The sequence below is a fragment of the Eggerthella sp. genome, assembly GCF_048329335.1.
Lineage (GTDB): Bacteria > Actinomycetota > Coriobacteriia > Coriobacteriales > Eggerthellaceae > Eggerthella > Eggerthella lenta.
Map to the genome: position 1 here is coordinate 1 of NZ_DBFEGU010000340.1, position 18,766 is coordinate 18,766.

The 18,766-nt window shown below is 61.3% G+C and carries 20 protein-coding genes and 1 tRNA gene; 5 read left to right on the plus strand and 16 right to left on the minus strand.

Features of this window, described 5'->3' with window-relative positions:
• Together ACMO6A_RS10595 and ACMO6A_RS10600 are read left to right on the plus strand one after the other, a co-directional pair.
• On the plus strand, positions 1-2,958 hold a 2,958-nt coding region (locus ACMO6A_RS10595; RefSeq protein ID WP_418471239.1), incomplete at its 5' end, for a S8 family serine peptidase.
• A 127-nt stretch (positions 2,959-3,085) separates the two neighbouring features.
• On the plus strand, positions 3,086-3,304 hold the full coding sequence (locus ACMO6A_RS10600) for a hypothetical protein (RefSeq protein WP_015761470.1): 219 nt from the start codon (positions 3,086-3,088) through the stop codon (positions 3,302-3,304).
• Positions 3,305-3,362: 58 nt separating this feature from the next.
• On the opposite strand, the gene ACMO6A_RS10605 is transcribed toward ACMO6A_RS10600, so the two are convergent.
• The 7 genes from ACMO6A_RS10605 to ACMO6A_RS10635 all read right to left on the minus strand — a co-directional run bounded on the left by ACMO6A_RS10605 (position 3,363) and on the right by ACMO6A_RS10635 (position 10,558).
• The gene (locus tag ACMO6A_RS10605) at positions 3,363-4,304 is read right to left on the minus strand and encodes a hypothetical protein (RefSeq protein WP_418471240.1); all 942 of its coding nucleotides are present in this window, start codon (positions 4,302-4,304) and stop codon (positions 3,363-3,365) included.
• 325 nt (positions 4,305-4,629) lie between these two features.
• Positions 4,630-4,890: a hypothetical protein gene (locus tag ACMO6A_RS10610; RefSeq protein WP_009305303.1), complete on the minus strand. Its 261-nt coding sequence runs from the start codon at positions 4,888-4,890 to the stop codon at positions 4,630-4,632.
• 48 nt (positions 4,891-4,938) lie between these two features.
• Positions 4,939-7,110, minus strand: coding sequence for an NHLP bacteriocin export ABC transporter permease/ATPase subunit (locus ACMO6A_RS10615; RefSeq protein WP_035584648.1), 2,172 nt, complete (start codon positions 7,108-7,110; stop codon positions 4,939-4,941).
• 12 nt (positions 7,111-7,122) lie between these two features.
• Positions 7,123-9,267: an NHLP family bacteriocin export ABC transporter peptidase/permease/ATPase subunit gene (locus ACMO6A_RS10620; protein WP_035584647.1), complete on the minus strand. Its 2,145-nt coding sequence runs from the start codon at positions 9,265-9,267 to the stop codon at positions 7,123-7,125.
• Between the two features lie 53 nt (positions 9,268-9,320).
• The gene (locus ACMO6A_RS10625) at positions 9,321-9,830 is read right to left on the minus strand and encodes a hypothetical protein (protein ID WP_035584644.1); all 510 of its coding nucleotides are present in this window, start codon (positions 9,828-9,830) and stop codon (positions 9,321-9,323) included.
• Positions 9,827-10,114, minus strand: coding sequence for a hypothetical protein (locus tag ACMO6A_RS10630; protein WP_009305307.1), 288 nt, complete (start codon positions 10,112-10,114; stop codon positions 9,827-9,829). The genes ACMO6A_RS10625 and ACMO6A_RS10630 overlap by 4 nt, the downstream gene beginning before the upstream one ends.
• A gap of 231 nt (positions 10,115-10,345) precedes the next feature.
• On the minus strand, positions 10,346-10,558 hold the full coding sequence (locus ACMO6A_RS10635) for a hypothetical protein (protein ID WP_009305308.1): 213 nt from the start codon (positions 10,556-10,558) through the stop codon (positions 10,346-10,348).
• On the opposite strand from ACMO6A_RS10635, the gene ACMO6A_RS10640 reads away from it, so the two are divergent.
• A complete protein-coding gene (locus ACMO6A_RS10640; RefSeq protein ID WP_181817162.1) occupies positions 10,559-10,726 on the plus strand; it encodes a hypothetical protein in 168 nt (55 codons plus the stop codon). It begins immediately after the preceding gene.
• A 23-nt stretch (positions 10,727-10,749) separates the two neighbouring features.
• On the opposite strand, the gene ACMO6A_RS10645 is transcribed toward ACMO6A_RS10640, so the two are convergent.
• Together ACMO6A_RS10645 and ACMO6A_RS10650 are read right to left on the minus strand one after the other, a co-directional pair.
• Complete coding sequence (locus tag ACMO6A_RS10645; RefSeq protein WP_035584642.1) at positions 10,750-11,115, minus strand: Nif11-like leader peptide family RiPP precursor; 366 nt, start codon at positions 11,113-11,115, stop codon at positions 10,750-10,752.
• Positions 11,116-11,149: 34 nt separating this feature from the next.
• On the minus strand, positions 11,150-11,455 hold the full coding sequence (locus ACMO6A_RS10650; RefSeq protein WP_195631300.1) for a hypothetical protein: 306 nt from the start codon (positions 11,453-11,455) through the stop codon (positions 11,150-11,152).
• A gap of 354 nt (positions 11,456-11,809) precedes the next feature.
• Between ACMO6A_RS10650 and ACMO6A_RS10655 the strand changes: the two genes are divergently transcribed.
• Positions 11,810-12,661 (plus strand): LytTR family DNA-binding domain-containing protein, encoded by an 852-nt coding sequence (locus ACMO6A_RS10655; RefSeq protein ID WP_227109815.1) that lies wholly within the window; start codon positions 11,810-11,812, stop codon positions 12,659-12,661.
• 677 nt (positions 12,662-13,338) lie between these two features.
• On the opposite strand, the gene ACMO6A_RS10660 is transcribed toward ACMO6A_RS10655, so the two are convergent.
• The 7 genes from ACMO6A_RS10660 to ACMO6A_RS10690 form a co-directional block, all read right to left on the minus strand.
• Positions 13,339-13,707 (minus strand): Nif11-like leader peptide family RiPP precursor, encoded by a 369-nt coding sequence (locus ACMO6A_RS10660; RefSeq protein ID WP_035584632.1) that lies wholly within the window; start codon positions 13,705-13,707, stop codon positions 13,339-13,341.
• A gap of 12 nt (positions 13,708-13,719) precedes the next feature.
• On the minus strand, positions 13,720-14,112 hold the full coding sequence (locus ACMO6A_RS10665) for a Nif11-like leader peptide family RiPP precursor (protein WP_009305314.1): 393 nt from the start codon (positions 14,110-14,112) through the stop codon (positions 13,720-13,722).
• On the minus strand, positions 14,109-15,536 hold the full coding sequence (locus ACMO6A_RS10670) for a radical SAM/SPASM domain-containing protein (RefSeq protein ID WP_009608446.1): 1,428 nt from the start codon (positions 15,534-15,536) through the stop codon (positions 14,109-14,111). The genes ACMO6A_RS10665 and ACMO6A_RS10670 overlap by 4 nt, the downstream gene beginning before the upstream one ends.
• A 58-nt stretch (positions 15,537-15,594) precedes the next feature.
• The gene (locus ACMO6A_RS10675; RefSeq protein ID WP_009608461.1) at positions 15,595-15,942 is read right to left on the minus strand and encodes a hypothetical protein; all 348 of its coding nucleotides are present in this window, start codon (positions 15,940-15,942) and stop codon (positions 15,595-15,597) included.
• Positions 15,943-16,367: 425 nt separating this feature from the next.
• A tRNA-Met gene (locus ACMO6A_RS10680) sits at positions 16,368-16,444 on the minus strand.
• Between the two features lie 232 nt (positions 16,445-16,676).
• Positions 16,677-17,426 carry an HXXEE domain-containing protein gene (locus ACMO6A_RS10685; RefSeq protein WP_009305316.1) on the minus strand — a complete coding sequence of 250 codons (750 nt, stop codon included), beginning with the start codon at positions 17,424-17,426 and terminating at the stop codon, positions 16,677-16,679.
• A gap of 16 nt (positions 17,427-17,442) precedes the next feature.
• Positions 17,443-17,745, minus strand: a complete 303-nt coding sequence (locus ACMO6A_RS10690; protein WP_009305317.1) for a hypothetical protein — start codon at positions 17,743-17,745, stop codon at positions 17,443-17,445.
• A gap of 859 nt (positions 17,746-18,604) precedes the next feature.
• Between ACMO6A_RS10690 and ACMO6A_RS10695 the strand changes: the two genes are divergently transcribed.
• A partial coding sequence (locus tag ACMO6A_RS10695; protein ID WP_418308920.1) for a GTP-binding protein occupies positions 18,605-18,766 on the plus strand: 162 nt, incomplete at its 3' end.

Consider the following 18,766-nt stretch of genomic DNA (forward strand, 5'->3'; position numbering starts at 1 on the left):
CCCCTTGCCGGTTTCGACATCGCGCCGCCGAATTGGAACCAGGTCGGCACAACGAACGCCGCCGACGTCGTTGCCGTGGTTGACACTGGCGTGGACTACAACCATCCCGACCTCAACGGCATCATGTGCGACATGACGCAGTACACGGACAGGGGCGGACGCTACGGGATCAACGTCGTGCCCGGCATGGATCCCACCGATCCGATGGACGATCATTACCACGGAACGCACTGCGCGGGCATCATCGCGTCGCAATGGGATGGCGTGGGGACGAGCGGCGTCGCGTCCGGCGTGCAGCTGGTGGCCGTTAGGGTCGCAGGTAGGCAGAACACGATCGAGAGTGCGGATACCATCAGGGCATACGAGTATCTTGCCGAAGCCGTTGATGCCGGCTTGCCACTGCGCGCCATCAACAACTCGTGGGCCGGAAGGACGATGAGCAAAGCATTCAGCTTGGCGGCGACGAAGCTGGGCGAGAAAGGCGCCGTGACCGTCATCGGGTCGGGCAACGATGCCGCCGACGTTGACAAGATACCGATGACCGCATCCGTGCTCGCGCATAACCCGTATGCGGTCGCTGTCGATGCGTCGGATTCTTCAGGGCAGCTCGCCTCGTTCAGCAACTACGGCGTGGAAACGACCGACGTGGTGGCTCCGGGCATGAACATCATGTCCACCGTGCCCCTCGGCAGGGCGGCCTACGCTCCCGAAGCCGACGGCTCCCCTTTGAGCTACGAGACGTTCGAAAGCGACGCCCCGTCGGTTACGGCGCGCGCGACGCCGACGTCGTCCGAGGATATAGATGCCGTCGTGCAGGGGGCGACCCATTTCGATGCGAGGGGCGGAGCTCTGAAGATCCCCTTTTCCGAAATGCTCACGGAAGAGACGGCGCTGGGCATCAGTTTTCGAAGCGTCGTGGTGTCGATGGAAGTCGATCCGTCGAACCAAGAGGGCGTCCGGTACGTAGGAATGAACGCGACGGCCACGAACCAGAACAACGACAACCTGCTTTACCAGGTTGCGATAATGAAAGACGGCGCGCTTGATTGGACGCCGATGGGACAGACGGCTGTCGCGGCCCTTGGGAAGGACCGAGGTTGGACGACCATCGCCTTCGACGCCCAGACGCTTGCCCAGAATGCCGGCGGCACCTTGGCGTTCGAAGGCGGCAAGCTGCAGGTGCGGCTGACGTTCGCACGCGCCGGCACGCCGATCGCCCCGACCGATGCCCTGTACCTCGACACGGTTGGAACGGGCAGGGCCGGCTCCGCGATTCCCTATCAATCTTTGAGCGGGACGTCCATGGCAACTCCCATGGTCACCGGCGCGGCCATGGTGCTCGCGCAGGATGTCGACGGCTCCACCCCGGCCGAGCGCGCTGCGAAGCTGGCGGCGCTCGTGAAGGCCTCCGTGCGTCCGGTGGACGCGTTCTCCGGCAAGTGCTCGTCGGGCGGACACCTTGATTTGAGGGTTGCGTCGGGCGACTTCGTCCCGGTGGTGTCGGGCGCTCGGATGGAATCCGACGGCGACGCCGCACTCGTCATGGTGGAGGGCAGCTACTTCGGCGCAGCTCAGGGTGCGGGAAGCGTGCACATCGGCGGCAAGGAGGCTGCTGTGCGCTCCTGGTCGGACGGCTCCATCGTAACGGAGTGCCCACAGGGTCTCAAAAGCGGCGTGCTGGTGGCAGAGGGAACGGCCGGCAACGGCAAGAGCGGATCGAAGGGCTTCCTGCTGCAGGTTCCCGAGCGACCGGACGACCAATCCACGCCCCTGTTCGAGAAGACCATAGCGCTTCCCACGTCGGATGAGGGCCTGCCGGTTGGCGTGTCGTACGGTCTTCTGACCGGGCTGGGCGGTTCGCTATACCTGCTGCCAAACGACTTCAGCATATCGCATGCGGGTACTTATGCGCTATGGCGCTACGACCCCGATCAGGACAGCTGGACGCAGTGCGCCGACCTACCCGAGGCTCTCAGCAGCGCATCGATGACCGTGTTCGACGGCAAGCTGTACGTATACGGCGAAGCGGGCGAGACGGATGGGGCGTTGGCTCCTCGTCTTGTCAGCTACGACCCGGCGACGAACGCCTGGACTTCCCATGACGCTTCCCGCCTGCCGTTTCATGCGACGATAGTGAACTGCGATGGAGCGATGCTGCTGGTGGGCGGCGCCGCGTACGACGGTGTCAAATGGGTCGAGCTGACCGAAGGCAACATCGCCGTGTACGATACGCAGACGGGGGCGGTAACGGCTGCGGGATCCCTCGCGACAGGCCGCTCGACTCCCTTTGTCGTAGCGCGAGGGGCCGAGCTGTTCGTCGCCTTGGGCGATGTGCACGACGTGACGGGCTCTTCGACGACGAGCCCCGTATTCGAGCGCATCGTGAGATCCGGCGACTCGTACGTTGGCAACGACCTGTCCGCCGCCCTGCCTGCGCTTGCGCCCGGCTACGACGATTCGTTCGGCTTGGCAGCGGTCAAAGCCGGAGTGGTGCTGTCGGGCCGTATCAGCGTCGAAGAAGCCGACGGCGGACGCGAGCTCGATCAGGACACCTATCTGTTGGACTTGGCGAACGGAGACAAAAGTTTCCAAGGCATCGACAAGCGCGCCTCCCGGGTGCCGCTGTACTTCCCGAGCTCGACAGCGTACGACGGATGGCTGTACACCATGGGCTTCTCGGTCTACGAGAACGGTGGCCGGGTGATACGGGCCACGCCGATGGAGACGCTGCCCCAACCCGGCGACCTACCTGAACCTGGACCCGGCCCTACGCCCGGACCTGGCCCTGCAGCTGCGCCGGAACCGGTTGTCGGCAAGGGGGATGCAACGTCTCTGGCGAGAACCGGCGACCCATTAGGCGCTTTCGTGCCGGCTATCACGCTGGCCGCCGGTGTCATGCTCGCAAGCATAGGCGTTGCCACGGCTGCACGACGAAAAGCGAAAAAGAACAGGCTATGAAGACGGCAGCGGATGCCACCGGATCTTCTCGATGCGCGCACCAGAGCCTATCGGGGTCAAAGGAAGTAAAAGAAGGATGTCTTTGCAAAAAACGACCGGTTATTCGATCTGAAACAGGAGATAGGTTATGAGCGAATCCAAGAAGCACGACTCTTTGAGCGCCGAAGAGCTGGACGGGGTGGCTGGCGGCGTATTTTTTCGGAGGGATCCCTCCGAATCGTTCTGCCCGTTCTGCAGTATGAGCACGAAGGATCCCAAGTTTAAAGACACTCACCTATATCTTGGCGAAGGAGAGCGTTTCTGCGAGGTGGAATGCAAAACCTATCCTGGCGACGAAATCTGGTGAGATATGGTGAAGGCCGTCGAGGGATCGACGGCCTTCACGGAAGAATGGAAGCTCGCGCTTACGCCTCGATGGCGCGGCTCTGGCGCATGATGTCGTAGGCCAGCCACGTGCAGGCGCCGATGACCAGCAGCTCCACCGCGCCGCTCGCGCCGATGGACGAGAGCATGCCCTGCGCCGCGAGCCAGACGTCGCCGGCGACCTCGATGGCCAGGCCGATGACGCACAGCACGAAGAACGGCTTGACCTTCCGCGGATCGCGAGCGCCGCGCAGGCCCAGGGCGCCCACGACCAGGTCGACGACGCCGCTGCCGAGCAGCACGACGCCCAGGACCAGGCCCACGGCGATGCCGGCCACCAGATCCGGGTCGTTCGGGTCCATCGCGTTCACGGCGTCGGTGCCCAGGCCGGCGGCGATCAGCGCCAGGAACGCGAGGCCCAGCACGATGGAGATGACGGCGAACACCACCAGCACGATGGAGATGACGCGCAGCGCCTTCTGGCTGCCCGAGCGCTCGACTTCGGCCTTGGCCTCACCAACGATGCCTCGGTCATGCTCCTTCTTCACCACGTCGGCGAGGGTGGTGCACACCAGCAGGTAGACGACGTCGCCGATAAGCAGGAAGGGGTCGTCCAGGAATGTGCCGCCCAAGAACCAGTTGTACACGATCATCGCCAGGATGACGATGGAGATGCCCCAGCTGAGCGCGCGATAGGGGCCGACCTTGCTCGCATCGTTGGAAGCGCGCAGGCCAAGGAAGGCAACGATCAGCTGCAGGGCGCCCATGATCAGGACCAAAATGCCCACGGCCATGGTAAGGATGCCCGCCGTCGTCTCGGTGCCCTGGAAGTTCACTGCGTCGTTCAGGCCGAGCGAGTCGGCCGCCGCGCCGGAGGCTATGATGATCGCGCCCGAAAGCGCAACCAAAACTCCGAAGATGATCATGATGATAGAGGTGATGCGCAGAGCTTTCTGCGTACCGGTGCGAGGGGGATGCGCCATAGTACGTCCTTTCTCGAAAACGGATCTTTTAAGTCGAAGTATAGGAGCGCTGCGTCCGATAGGCGCGCGAAAGAGCCCGACAACGGAAAGGACGGCACGAGCGCGGCATATCCCGAAACGAACGCCGACGAGCCCGCGCAGATCCCTAGTCCCCGCCGACGGCGGACAAAGGCATGGCGACCCCGCTCGCAAGCACTGGCGACCCGCCGGGAACCGTCGCAGCAGCAACAGCCCTTTTCGCTGCCGCCGCGCTCGCAACTGCGGCGGCCATCGCGCGACGGACGCGTACGGGACGCGACGATCAGCGTCTGAAGCGAAAGTCCGCTTACTCGCGAAACAGCGTGTAATCCAGATCCGACTTGTTGCACTGCCACACAGTGGCGTTGCTGAAGCCGAAGCGCTCATGGTCGTTCGTAAACGCGGTGCCGTAGAGACTAACGGCAATTTTCATCCCGCAGTAAGGGCAGATGCCGCCGGGCACCGCTTTCGGAAGAGCGGCCACGGCCCTGTCGGACAGAGCCTCGCCGCCGGACACCTCTTCAAGATCGTCCAAGCCAAGCTGCTGGAATTTATCGGAATCGTTCATGTTCGATCCGCCTTTCTGTCAGCCCTTTAAGCGAACAGACCCCCACCCCTACATGGTCTGGCGCTCCACCAGTTCGGCGAATACGCCGCCCAACGCGCACAGCTCCTCGTAGGTGCCGTCCTCCACCACGCGGCCGCCGTCCAGCACGATGATGCGGTCGCATGCGCGAATGGTGGACAGCCGGTGCGCCACGATGATGCGCGTGCACTTCATCCGGTCGAGCGCCTCGCTCACCTGTCGTTGCGTCACGTTGTCCAGCGCGCTGGTGGCCTCGTCGAAGAACAGTACCTTGGGTTTGGGGGCAACGGCGCGCGCGATGAGGATGCGCTGGCGCTGGCCGCCCGAGATTCCGCCCGCGCCCTCGGACACCATCGTATTCATGCCCATGGGCATGGCGCGAATGTCGTCGGCGATCCCCGCCAGCTCGGCCGCCTCCCACGCATCCTCCATCGTGAGCCACGGCGCAGCCACCACGATGTTGGAGAAGATGTCGCCGGTGAACAGCTTTCCGTCTTGCAGCACCGTGCCGATGTTGCGGCGCAAACTGGCCACGTCCAGCGTCTCGATGTCGCGCCCGTCGTACAGCACGGCGCCTTTCTGCGGCTTTTCGAATCCCAGCAGAAGCCTCATGAGCGTCGATTTCCCGCAGCCGGTCTTGCCCACCACGCCCACGGACTGGCCGGGGCGGATCTTCAGCGACAGATCATCCAGCACGGCAGGCGCGCCTTCGGCGTAGCGGAAAGTGACGTTGTCCATCTCGATGCGACCGGAACAATGCTCAAGCACCTGCTTGCCCCCGGCGGACTCCGGCACCGATTTCATGATGGGCGCGGCCATATCGAGGTGCGGCTTGATGGACGCGAAGTTGCCGGCGACGCCGGCCAGCGACATGAACGCGCCCGTGGCCATGCCGTACGCCAGATTGAACGCCATGTACTCCGATGTCGACACACCGGTCTGCACGGCGGTGAAGTAGATGACGATGGTGCCCACCACCGAGACCGCCGTCTGCACGACGTTCGAGTAGCGCATGAGGCGCGGGCCGTTGTACGTCAGCTTGACCTCGTCTTTGTACGAATCGACCCAGGTGGCGTACGCGCGACGCTCCGCACCGGTCAGCCTGATCTTCTGGATGCCGGTGAACAAGGCGTATTCCCATCCCTTGCGGCGCGCGGAGTGCTCCAGCTTGCGCTTGGTCACGCTCACCTGCACCAGCACGGACGCCACCGACACTGCCGCGCTGGCCAGGATCACGCCCAGCGCAGGCAAGGCCAAACCGGGTGCGTACGCAGCTATCTGCGCCACGTACGCCAGAGAGAACACCGAGGTCAAACCCGTGGTCAGGACGATGTTCTGCAGCATGCTCGCCAGCGTCTCGATACTCGAGAGGCGTGCGGACAGATCGCCCGATGCGTACGCGCGGTAGAACGGCGCCGGCAGGGAAAGCGTACGCATCATGGCAGCGGCTTGCACCGACAGGCTCAGCTTCGTGCCAACGCGCGACATGACCAGTTCTTTCGCGCCGCCGATGAGCACCCGGGCGCACGTGACCGACGCCAACAGCACGGCGATGGGCACCACCACGCCCACGTTGCCGCTATCCACCACCGGTCCGAAAATCAGACTGTTCACCGCAGGCAGAAGCATGCCCAGCAACGTCACGGCCAACGTCGCCGCCACGATCATCACGTAATCCGAAAGGTCCAGGCTGCGCACCATGTGCAGCAGCACGTCCCTCACGCCCAGCTCTCGCTGCGGCAGGGGCTGGTAGAAGCAGTACGCTTCCTGCGCGAGCCGCGCCGCATTCGCGCGATCGACGCGTACCTTCTCGCCGGTGGCGGCGTCGCTGTACGCGAAGCCCCCCGCTGGCTGAGGGATCAGCGCTACCGGCGCGCCGTCGACGAACCCCAGCATAGCCCCCGCCGCGTCGCGCTGCCAGCCTTTCGACAACACGACGCGCCGGCACATCACGCCTGTTCCCCGCAGCTGGGCGTCTATGAGGTCGCGCACGCTCTTCGGGTCGCGCGGGGCATCGGCCGGCTTCACGCGGTAGTACGCCAGCACCTCGCCCACGGCATCGGCCGCGGCTTTGCCCGCATCCACTTCCGCGCCGCCCGCCGCCCGCCCGGTGATGGCCACGGAAAGGTCCCAGGCCGCCTGAGAGACCAGGTCCTCGTCATGCTCCAGCCGTTCCTTGATCTGACTGTCGAACCAACCCATGCGCACCTCCTCCTATTCCTGGGTCACCAGCTGCAGATACATGCCCCCGCGCTCGCACAGCTCTTCGTGAGTGCCGCGCTCCACCACGCGGCCCTTGTCCAATACCACGATCTCGTCGCAGTCTCGCACGGTGGACAGACGATGCGCCACCACAATGCAGGTGATGCCGCGCTTGCGCACCGCGCTCATGACCTCCTGCTCGGTCTTGGCGTCGAGCGCGCTAGTCGCCTCGTCCATAATGAGCACGGTGGGATCCTGCGCCAGCACGCGAGCGATTTCCAAGCGCTGCCTCTGTCCGCCGGACAGGTCGCGCCCGCCTTCGGACAACACGGCGTTATAGCCGCCGTCGCGCTGCATGATAACCTCGTGGATGCCGGCATCGCGCGCGGCAAGGATCACCTCGTAGTCCTCGATGGAGGTGTCCCACAGGCGGATGTTGTTGGCGATGGTGTCGTTGAACAGCACGATGTCCTGGTCGACCACGGCCACCGACCCGGTCAGCACCTCGCGCGGCACCTCGTCCATGGGCGAGCCATCGAAGCTCACCGTACCCGACCAAGGGCGAAACAAGCCGCTGACCAGCTTGGCAAGCGTGGACTTGCCGCACCCCGAAGGGCCTACGAAGGCCACGCTGCGTCCGGATTCCACATCAAGGTCGAAATCCTTGATCAGGGGTTCTTCCAACCTCGAGTATCCGAAGGTCACGCCCTCCATATGCACGGCGCCCTTGAGCTTCTCGCACGATGCGGCGCGGTCGAGCGGAGCCTGGGAGAACGCCGGATCGTCCGGATAGCGCATGACGTCCTCGATGCGCTCCATATCGGTGCGCATCTCCTGCAGCGTCTGCATGACGGACGTCAACGTGGAAGCGGGAGCCATGAACTGCGACAGGTAGCCTTGGAACGCCAGGATCATGCCCACGGTGAACTGGCCTTGCAGCACCAAGTACACGCCCGTCATGAGCACGGCGGTGTTGGTCACCTGCATGACCAGCTGGGGCACCAGCCCCAGTCGCTGCCCCAAGCGCGCGAAGCGGACCTGTTGCGTGTTGAAACCTGCCTGGAAGCCGGCCCAGCGCTCGAAATAGCCGCCCTCCGCGCCGGCGGCCTTGATGGTCTCCACCATTTCGATGCCGGAAACCGTGGCGGCGGCCAGCTTGCCCGCATCGCGCATCTGCACGCGCGTCACATTCACGCGCTTCGCCGAGATCAAGCGCGCCATGCCCAGGTTTATCACCACCGACGCTATGCCGATGGCGGCCAACAGCGGGCTGTAGGCAACCATCACCACGGCGTACAGCACCAGCAGAACGAAGTTCAGCAGCAGCGGCGCCAACTGCTTCACCAGCGATGCGGCGATGGTGGTGTTGGTGGCCGCACGAGCCGATAGGTCGCCGGTCATGCGCTGCGAGAAGAACTCCATGGGCAGGTGCAGAACCTTCCACATGAACGACGAGTTGGACACTACCGCCATCTTGCCCTCGAGACGTAGCAGGTACATGGCGTTCAGCACCTCGACCACGATGCGCACCGCTCCCACGGCTATCAGCAAGGCAATGAAGGGGTACAGCCATTCCGGGTTCTTCCCGCCCAGCAGCCGGTCCATGAACACTTGGGAGAGCGCCGGATTGATGATGCCGACGACGGCCGTCACCGCCGCCGTGATGGCCACGAACGCGAGCGCGGCGCGCGAGCTCTGTAGGCGCGGGCCAACGAACTCCCATACCGACCGGGGCTTGCCGCTGGGCTGGAAGTCGGGACCCGGCACGAAGCGCAGCATGACGCCGGTGAAGGCGGCATCGAACTCCTCCTCCGTCACGGTCACCTCGCCGCGTGCCGGATCGTTCAGATGCACCTTGCCTCCCTTGAAACCGCGGCACACCACGAAGTGGCTGAAGTTCCAGTGGACGATGCAAGGGAACACGCCCTGCGAGCGCAGCGCCTCGGGCTGCATACGGAAACCCGAGGCCTCGAATCCGTAGGCGCGAGCCGCGCGCACCACATTGGAAGCCTTGGATCCGTCGCGTGATACGCCGCAGTCCGCGCGCACCTGCTCGAGCGGCACCCATTTACCGTAATAAGCCGCTATCATGGCCAGGCAGGCCGCCCCGCATTCGAGCGCTTCCATCTGCATGATAACGGGAACCTTGCCCGCCATCTGGCCAGGCTTGCCTGCAGTGCGAGCGCGGCGCGCTCCCTTACCCGGCAGCATCACGATGCGCCCCCCAGAATCAGGCTGATGGGAGCGAACTCGCTTGTGGCCACATGGGCATCGTACACGCCGTCGGGCAGGTCTATGGTCACGTCGACGGGAAACATCCAACTCGTTGCGTTCACCTTGTGCGCTGCGTACTCGTCCAGCTGCGCGACCAGTGCGTCGGGAGAGAGGGGCGTGGTTCCCACGGACGCTACGGCGCCTTTGGCGCTGTCGGCGCTCACCGTGTCGCCGACGGCCACCTGACCTACCTCGTCCTCGGCGACGTAGCAGGTCGCGTGGCCGCCTTGCACCACCAACGCAGTAGGCATCGTGTCGACCAAGCGCCCGCAGCACGCCCATATGAAGCCGGCCAGCAACAACAGAAGCACGGCGCCCAGCACCATCCACACCCCGGGATTCGACACGCGGATGTAGTCGTCGAGCTGCTCGGGCGACTTTGCCCGATCCAGGCTTTCCTGGCGAAAGGGCGAAGCCGCCTTGTCTTTTCCGTCGCGTGCGCTCATCGTGAACCTCCCGTTTCGGTCAAACCGTCGAAGCCGGGCAGAACGATGGGAAGCTCGACTCCTTCGCAACCGGCCGCAACTTCATCCAGTTCGTCAAGCGCCAGCTCGCCTTCGCCCAGCGCCCCCCAGGCGCTCTGCGCCGCTGCGTCGTTCACCCACAGGCCTTCCTGCTCTATAAGGCTCTTGAAGTCGTCAAACGACATGCCCCCCGCCGCATGGCGGGCGGCATCCATCGCAGCCTCGTCACGGTCGGAACGAGGGCTCTTCGCATCGGGTTCGACCATCGTCGCTCCTTGCTCGCGCGGTCAAAAGAAACGGTTCCCCTTTTTCGGGCATCGCTGCGTATCGTGAACGGATGAAGCGCGGGCGACGCTCTTTTTCGTCAACCGACAACGATGGGGTACGAACACGCGACTGACAACGCCCCACGAACGAACGACCACTTTCAACGAACGAACGACCAAGGACGGTTGCTCGTTCGAGAGAAGCGCTTAAAACCGCGCATTTTCATCGGATCAATAGCGGCACTCCGCCCGGATGCCGGGGATAACCTGCTTCCAATATTGGCACATCGTGCAATCCCTTGCGAAGTACGGATCGTAGCTTGATAGCTGCTTCCCCGTTTTGGGGCATTGGTAATGGGAGACATAATCGCCGGCCCCGCCGCTGACATCCTGCAAGCCGTCGTCTTCAAGCCTCTCGATCTTCAAGGAATCTTCGTTCTCCATGTGTTCGCTCCTTCGCTTCACGTCGATTGCGGTACCGGCCGTCGCGGCATGGGCATCGCCGACCATCTCCTCAACGCCCAGCTCACGCGCCTGCGCCGCCCGTCGCCGCTTACGGGTTTCGCAAGCGGCGACGGGCGGCGGTTCTTCAAGAACCCCCGCCCAAGCTAATGCAGCCGCAGTCGCGTCCGTGCCTAGCCGACCTCCCCCATAAAGCGGCAGATGGAAGTGATCTCGCAGATCTCGCCCGTATCCCTCCGAATTCCCGTTCCCGTGGTCGGGCATTCGCACACCGCCCCGCGGTCGTTAACCAAGCCCAAACCGGTGTACTGACAGCAGCAGGCTTCGCCTCCGGCGACGGCGCCCAGCTCGTCTTCATCGAGTTCCGCCGATGAGGGAGCGAAGTCCTCGGCCGACAAGTCGAAGCCGGCTTTCTGTGCGATTACAGCCGCCTGTTCTGCATTCTCTTCCGCAGACAGGCCTTCAAGCGCTTTCAGCTCGTCTTTGATCGACTCGTCCTCGCTCGCCTTCTTCAGAAAGTCTTTCAATTGCTCGTTCATGCGCAATCCTCTCCGTTTCTTCGGTTTGCTAGTTTTATTGCGTTAACACGCAATAGTAATTCGGCCAATCGAACTGACCGTACTTGCGGGTGGCGCAACACTTCGTCTCCGATGCCTGGAAGTCGCACACGTCAGACGGGGACACGACATGATAGGCCCCGCCGACGGTCGCATCCAGCTGTTGCTCGGTGAGCTCGCCTTCCGCGGTTCTCACCGCCATGAAGGCTGCCTCTTTTTCGGGACTCAACTCAAGGCCGAGCTCGGCGCTGACCTCGCGAAGCTCCTCAATCGTCTGGATGCGCGCGGCGCGCTCCATCATCTCTTGCTCGGTAGCCGCCATAGCAGCTCCCCCTTCCTGTTCCGTCCGTCCTTCTTGAGCGATGCCTGCCGATAAGTGTAGGAATCGCCGGCCTTCGCACGCAAGGCGTCACGAACGAACGACCTATTCAACCGCACGAAAAGCCTGTTGCGCAGTGCGCAGCGGTAGGCAAAGGGAACGCTCGTTTCGTTTGAAGGGGCGTTCGTTTCGACCTCGTTTGGCATCGACGAGCCGTCTGCGGCTTTCTTCTATACTGCGGGGAAGGCGCTCGTCGCCTTCATCCTTTTCTGCATTTTGAAAGGTTGCCAGTGAAGAAGGCCGTGTTGCATACTTCGTTCTCGCGCCGTTCGGCGCATGTCTCCAGGAGAACATACCGTGACTAGCGAGAGCAGCAGGCATGTTCGGGGCGAGGCTCCCGTGGACGATCCTGCTTCTCATCCCCTGATGGACGAGACGATTTCGCTGACGCGTGAGTTCGTCCATCGGTACTGGAACGGCGGGACAAGCTGGTGCGCCGCCCGCCTTTCCGATGATTTCGCATGGATGGGGGCACAGGACGACCAGTCCGACTTATCAAGCGATTCGTTTCGCCGCCAGATGGAGCAGATCGCAATCGAACGACCCCGCGTGGTTCTTATGTGCGAGCAGTACCTGCCCGTTGCCGCCCAGGAGACCCTGTGCATCGTGGCAGGGAGCTACCTGGTTTTCGGCGACCCGGCATCCGGCCGACTTGCCGCACAGGAGCAGCGCTTCACATTCGTGTGGAAGCGCGACGAAAACGACGACTCCCTGAAAATCTGCTATTGCCATGTATCGCATCCGCTGCCTCCTGCACCAGATAGCGAGCCGCTTTCCGTGAGCGTGAGCAAGCAGGCATACCTGTACCTCAAAGCCGTCCTGATGCGCCAACGCCAAGACGAGGCCGTTACCGTGCGCGACGTAGACGGCACTTCATGGCGCATCAATCCCGATGAGATCGTGTGCGTGGAGGCGCGAAAGGAGCGCACTGTGCTTCATTGCGAGAAGACGGACGTAACGGTGCACGGCTGTATGGGAAACGTGCTGGAGCAACTTGGATTGGACATGATGTACGTGCATCGTAGCTTCGCTATCAGCCCGCGCCATGTCGCGAGCCTGGAGAAACGCGATCTGGTGATGGACAACGGGCTTGTCATCGAGATTCCCACCAAACGCCTATCCCAGGTGAAGAAAGAGCTATTCGGCTAGCAACAAGGGTTTTCGTTGCGCGCGAGCGGTCTTTCGTTCGCAAGGAGTTGCGGACGGGCGCCGTCGCTTCGTATGCTAGGCGTCGCAAGCTGCTTTCAAGCAGGCGGTTCGAAAAGAGAAAGAAGGCCCGCCATGGCAACTGGCAAAGAAACCAGCACAGCGGCAGAAGAAGCTGCAGAAAAGCTCGCCGATCAGGAATTGGATGCAACCGGAGGAGGGCCAGGGATCCCTCTTGACCGCATAATAAACCCCAATCGCTACCATTTCGGATGCGGATTATGGGTTCCCAACCCCGGACACGAGTATGACGAAAGGCACTATTGCATTCATTGCCGCTTCTTCTTGGACACCGGCCCGCACTCTTTCGATTGCGTAAGAACATCGTCCCCTTGGGATTGGGGCGGCTAGGGGAGGGGATCTTCCGTTCGCGGAATTCAGCATCTAAGCTTGGAAAAGACGACTGAAAATTGTTCAGAACCCTCCATCTCCGCCAAGCACTGCGATGTGGCGGCAGGGCTCACATGCAACGCGCTGCTGAATACGGCGGGGAAATGCGAAGGGCTGAGCCGACAGAGAGAATCGCTCGCTTCGACCCCGCCCTTCGCCAAGAACGCTTTCACCTGCTTGTTCGCGCGCCTTCCTTTCGCCATCTTCCAGCAAGACCACACGGGGAAGGCCTAGCCAACGTCGCCCATCGAGTGGCAGACTCTATCAACGTTGACGAACCCGCTTCCGTCGGTCCAGGCTCCTGTCCCCTCTCTTGGGCAATCGCACAGCACAGGGCGATCATCCATCAGGCCCGTACCGGTTTGCCTACAGCAACAGGCGTAACTTCCTCCTGCCACGACGTTGAGCTCGTCGTCGTCAAGCTCCGTTTCGACAGGAGCGAAGTCCTCGACCAACACATCGAAGCCGGCTTCCCGGGCGATGGCTGCCGCGCGCTCGGCACGCTCCTCTTCGGGCAGGCCGGCGAGGGCGCCGAGTTCCTCTTTGAGCGGCCCGTCCTCGCTCGCCTTCTTCAAAAAGCCTTTCAATTGCTCGTTCATGCGCGCTCCTCTCTATTGAAGGTTTCCGTTGGACTGCAAAGGCATGACTTCGGCAGGCTTCGGCCCGCCTTCGTTTTTATCTAAAAAGCAGTAGAGATTTGGGTACGAAAAACGGCTATACGCGCAGGAGGCGCAGCAAAGCGTGTTATCTTGCTGGTAATTGCACTTGAAGAGTGGGGACACGATTACGGAGCCGCCGGACACGGCAGCAAGCTCGCTCTCGTCGAGCTCCGTTTCGGCGGGGTCGAGATCCTCGACCGCCACCTCGAAACCGGCCTCGCACGCGATGGCGGCCATTCTCGCCGCGACTTCGTCTTCCGGCAGACCAGCGAGGGCCTCCAGCTTGACCCGCAGGCCCTCGTCCTCGCTGACCTTCGCCATGAATTCCTTCATGTCCTGCTTCATTCGTTCTCCTTTCTCTCGGCGATCCTCGCCTGGGCTTTTTCTACCGCCTCGCGGATGCGGGGCGCGTAGCCGCCTTTCAGGATGAGGCACTGGGCGCGATCGGGCGACAGTATGTCGTCAGGGGCGGTGAACAGCGCGCTCGCGCGGCACCCGCCAGCGCATGCGCCGCGGTGCTCGCACTGGGCGCACTCGAGGTTGTGCTCCCACAGCGCGCTCACGCGCGTATCGATGAGCGAGAGGTACTCCGAGTCGGACAGACCCTGCCTCAAGCCGATCTCGGTGGCCAGCGGGTACCTTTCCTGCATCGGCATGGACGACAGCGCCATGCACGGCAGCATCCGCGCCTCCGGGGACAGGTAGAGCGTCTGGCGCGCGTGGCCGCACGTCACCTGCGACGCGCACGCGGCGGGGTCGCGCTCCTCCGGATGCTTCCCTATGTTGGGGATGGTCCAATCCCCGCTGCCCGGACGCCCCATGAAGAAGCCGCCCAGATGCAGGCCCAGAGGCGCGCCGTCCTCGTAGAAGCAGGGGATGTAGTCCAGGTAGACCTCGAAGGTCTCCTCCAAGGTGAGCGACCTGTCCTCGCCCAGGCGCTCCCACGTGTCGGTGTCCGCCACGGGATTGACCTTCAAGCTCTCGCAATGGTGCGCCGCCAGCGTGCTGACGCTCTCCCGCAGCAGGTGCTTGTTGCCCTGGTGCAGGCACATCTCGGCTCCGGTGGGAAAACCCCGCTCGTGGCAGAGGTCGAACGCCGCCAGCACCGCGTCGCCCGCGCCGGGGACGCCGCGCATCCAGTCGTGCCAGCCCTGCGTGCCGTCGTAGCTCATGTTGAACTCGGGACGAATCTCGCGCTCCTCCAGCTGGTCGAGCAGCTTCTCGTCCACCAGCTTGCCGTTCGTGTAGATCTGCGCGATCCGTATGCGGTAGGACAAAAGCGCGTCCACCAGCTCCATGAAATCGCGGCGCACCAGCGGCTCGCCGCCGGTCAGCGACACCTCCAGGATGCCGCAGTCGGCGATCTGCCGCGCCAGGTCCATCATGGTGTCGTGGTCGATCTCGCCCAGCTTCGCGTCGGGCGCGGACATGTAGCAGTGGCGGCACCGGTAGTTGCACTTGCCGGTGATCGACCAGTGCGCGGTTCGGACGAAGCGGTTCTGATAGCGGCGGTACTCCTGGTCGGGCGTGAGGCGCTCGCCCGGTTCACACCGACGCACGGCACCCTGCTCCTCCAGCTTCTCCACGAAGGCGCGCACCTCGTCGCTGATGATGGGCAGCGATAGGTCTATCTGCCCATCGCACAGCGAAAGCGCCTCGAACGTGCGCGCGTCGACGAAGCGCACGCCGTTGTGCGGCCGCTCGACCACGGCATAGGGCAGTTTCTCCCAGCCCCGCAGAACCAGATCTTCTCTCAAAAGTCGCTTCATGTCGCTCTTTTCTTCCTTTACATGCGCACGCCGCCTCGGCGACCCTCTCCCTCCCCGCTTACGATGAGGCGTTTTTCGGCTTGAACTGGCAGGCAAAAAACGGATAGAGCATCTGCTTGTTGTGGCACGTGGCGCATATGCGATTATCGAAATCCCGGCCATCCCATTGGTCGCAGGTGTCGAACAGGTTTATATACGGCGATCCGGGGCCGAAAAAACTCGATCCGCCGACCGAGGCGTCCAGCTCCCCCTCCGACAATTCCCGCAACTCTGCCTTTGCAGCCATGAAAGCTTGCTCGTCTTCGGGAGACATCTCCACGCCGAACTCAGCGCATGCCTCGCGCAACTCCTCAATCGTCTGGATACGCGCGGTGCGCTCCATCATCTCCTGCTCGGTTGCCGCCATGATGATTACCCCTTTCTCGTCCGACCGCGCGTCGCGACCGGTGTCTGCGAATCAGTATGGGAACCGCTTCTGCCGTCCGCAAGCCGCCGCGAACGAACGACCGATTACAGCGAACGAACGCTCGTGCATGGAGCCGAACGAAGCAGGGCAGATGGGCGTGAGGGGGCGTTCATTTCGCTCAAAGAAAAACGTGCCGATGCCTCGAGCGCCAAACGCGCGTATCGCTCAATGCCGCGGCGCGGACGGCGAAATCATCGAAGGATCGCGTGGCGCTGCAATGGTGGCAAGCTTTGCAACTACCGCGACAATGAACACCGATCAAGGCATTTCATCGTTTAGCCCGGATTTTGCCCAGATTTGTGTCGAAAATGGATCCGAACGCAAAAAAGGTCGGAAGCGTTTTCAGCTTCCGACCTGCAAGTTACTGGTCGCGGGGGCAGGATTTGAACCTACGGCCTCCGGGTTATGAGCCCGGCGAGCTACCAGACTGCTCCACCCCGCATCGTTATGTTGCGCCTACCTCTCCTGCCCGAAGTGCCTTCAAACAGGAAAAGCGGCAAGAAAGAATATTACCCGTCTGTCTTAACGAACGCAAATCATTTCTCAGTGATTCACAAGGTCTACACGTTTTTAACTCGATCGAAAGCGAACTCCTAACCCTTGACGGCGCGGCGAGCCTCGCAGCGTACATGAATACAAGCCACGCCCTATCGCACCCCATACTCGGCGTCCTCTTAATCAACGCGAGCCTCGGACTGCTCGACATCCTCCTTGCAATAGCCGCCATAACGCATGTAGTACTTGGCATCTTCGAACGCGAACATGCCCGGCTCCTGCTTGCGAACCCACTTCTTGAGAGGCGTCTCCGTAAGCGGCACGCACACGCAGCACATGACAGCGAACAACACCAGACACCACAGCCAATCGGTTGCCGTGACACCTGCGATATGCGCGATCAGGTACGCTGCGGCCGGCAAGAACATCATGAGCGACGTGGCGAGCCCCGTATGGTAGATGGTCTTCTTGCCCTTGTCACGATACCAGAGGTAGGTGGCGACGCCGCCCGCCGTATGGGCGAACAGCTCCATGACGCACAGCAGGATGACGCACAGCGCAACCGCGTTCGACAGAGGAAGGAAGAAGCAGAGCGCTGCGTAAACGAGCGGGATCCACTGCAGCCCCACGTTGGTGACCATATCCGTGAGCCGGCTCATGGGATAACGCGTCGGATCGTAGAGGCTCTCGTCTTTCGGGCGGAAGACGCTCGTGTTGTAAAACCAATGGAGGCCGCCGGGGAACTTCCACTCCTCGAGCACGTGGAAAGCCATGATGAAAGCTACGAAAACGCCCGCTTTGCTGCCCAGAGGCATGACATCCCAGAAGACGGCGGCAAGCACCGCCACCACCGTCGCCGTGACGCACAGGAAGACGATCCACTGGTTATCGCACCATTTGTCCAGTTTCTTAACGAAATTGCTTGCCATTTGTCTACTCGCTTTCCTACTTCGCTTTCTTCGCTTTGCCGAAGAGACCCTTCGGAACGCTGCCGGGATCTGCCGCTGCGGCAGCCTTGCGCTCTTCCCAAACCTTCGCAACGTACTCGCGCTTGTAACCCCAAAGCTCTCGCTCTTCGAACGGATCCTTAGAATCGCGGTCATGCATGAAGAGGATCGGCAAGCCGAACGAGATGCCCAGCAGCACGAGCGAACCGGGAATGCCCCACCAAAGCTGATTAGCGGCTTCCGGCATGAACGTCAGCACGTACCATATGAACACGATGGCGACGGGCAGCTGCAAGAACACCGCCGCGAATGCTCATGTACGGTAAAGAAGCAAGCAACCGAAAACAATAGATAGACCGCCAGCACTACACTATTCCGAACCAAAGACCAAAAGATAAGCATTGTGGGAAAATCTAAACTTTTGGATTTTCCTACAATGCCGACTACGGCGGAATCCTTCCCACTCCTTATATCTTTATTTCCGTATACATTGAATTTGTATTTAGTAAATGCTATAATGTCCCTATTCAAATTATAAATGTGTTGAATTAGTTACATGTACATATTTTTTGTGCCGCATAAATACCCTGTTGAGGTTGTCGTTCTTTGTCCAGATGTGGAAACAATAAAAGGAAGGGAACGATACAGGGAGAAAACAGGCTATTCCGGCTTTACGGTTGAAACCTTATACGATACATTTATGCAGACAACACCACGGATCGGCTTTTGGCTGGACAATTCCAACCAAACACCGCAGCAGACAGTAGAAACCATTCTGAACGTTAGGAAGCCGGTATGATTGTTACATATAAGGGGAAGAAAAATTTCTTTTAGGTACTTGCTTTCCTAAAACTGATGTGATACAATGATTTAAACCAGAAAAGGAGTAAAAAATATGCGGCAAGGTATTCTTAAATAAAACTATAATCAAATAGTGGGAACAAAGGATTATGATAGCTCCTTTTGTAGGGGCTTAGTTTTTTGTACCCAATTTAAGAATACTTTTGCCTTATCAATTTTGACATATCCCCAAAAACAGCAATCACAAACAGGTGTATGCTGTATATGTGTATGTCCGCAACTTATAATCCCCAGTGGTAAAAGTATTTTACTGCTGGGGATTTTTATGCCCTTTGGGGCTGTAAAGGGAGGACAATCACATGAAAATAATCAATATTGGAATTCTTGCCCATGTAGACGCTGGAAAGACGACCTTGACGGAGAGCCTGCTATATGCCAGCGGAGCCATTTCAGAACCGGGGAGCGTCGAAAAAGGGACAACGAGGACGGACACCATGTTTTTGGAGCGGCAGCGTGGGATT

Bases quoted from the DNA above. Each gene is read 5' to 3' on its own strand.
- ACMO6A_RS10645 (WP_035584642.1), bottom strand. From the start codon at position 11,115: ATGAACGAGCAATTGAAAGACTTTCTGAAGAAGGCGAGCGAGGACGAG.
- ACMO6A_RS10615 (WP_035584648.1), bottom strand. From the start codon at position 7,110: ATGGGTTGGTTCGACAGTCAGATCAAGGAACGGCTGGAGCATGACGAG.
- ACMO6A_RS10630 (WP_009305307.1), bottom strand. From the start codon at position 10,114: ATGGTCGAACCCGATGCGAAGAGCCCTCGTTCCGACCGTGACGAGGCT.
- ACMO6A_RS10665 (WP_009305314.1), bottom strand. From the start codon at position 14,112: ATGAAGCAGGACATGAAGGAATTCATGGCGAAGGTCAGCGAGGACGAG.
- ACMO6A_RS10635 (WP_009305308.1), bottom strand. From the start codon at position 10,558: ATGGAGAACGAAGATTCCTTGAAGATCGAGAGGCTTGAAGACGACGGC.
- ACMO6A_RS10675 (WP_009608461.1), bottom strand. From the start codon at position 15,942: ATGGCGGCAACCGAGCAGGAGATGATGGAGCGCACCGCGCGTATCCAG.
- ACMO6A_RS10625 (WP_035584644.1), bottom strand. From the start codon at position 9,830: ATGAGCGCACGCGACGGAAAAGACAAGGCGGCTTCGCCCTTTCGCCAG.
- ACMO6A_RS10685 (WP_009305316.1), bottom strand. From the start codon at position 17,426: ATGGCAAGCAATTTCGTTAAGAAACTGGACAAATGGTGCGATAACCAG.
- ACMO6A_RS10650 (WP_195631300.1), bottom strand. From the start codon at position 11,455: ATGGCGGCTACCGAGCAAGAGATGATGGAGCGCGCCGCGCGCATCCAG.
- ACMO6A_RS10605 (WP_418471240.1), bottom strand. From the start codon at position 4,304: ATGGCGCATCCCCCTCGCACCGGTACGCAGAAAGCTCTGCGCATCACC.
- ACMO6A_RS10620 (WP_035584647.1), bottom strand. From the start codon at position 9,267: ATGGCGGGCAAGGTTCCCGTTATCATGCAGATGGAAGCGCTCGAATGC.
- ACMO6A_RS10610 (WP_009305303.1), bottom strand. From the start codon at position 4,890: ATGAACGATTCCGATAAATTCCAGCAGCTTGGCTTGGACGATCTTGAA.
- ACMO6A_RS10600 (WP_015761470.1), top strand. From the start codon at position 3,086: ATGAGCGAATCCAAGAAGCACGACTCTTTGAGCGCCGAAGAGCTGGAC.
- ACMO6A_RS10660 (WP_035584632.1), bottom strand. From the start codon at position 13,707: ATGAACGAGCAATTGAAAGGCTTTTTGAAGAAGGCGAGCGAGGACGGG.
- ACMO6A_RS10670 (WP_009608446.1), bottom strand. From the start codon at position 15,536: ATGAAGCGACTTTTGAGAGAAGATCTGGTTCTGCGGGGCTGGGAGAAA.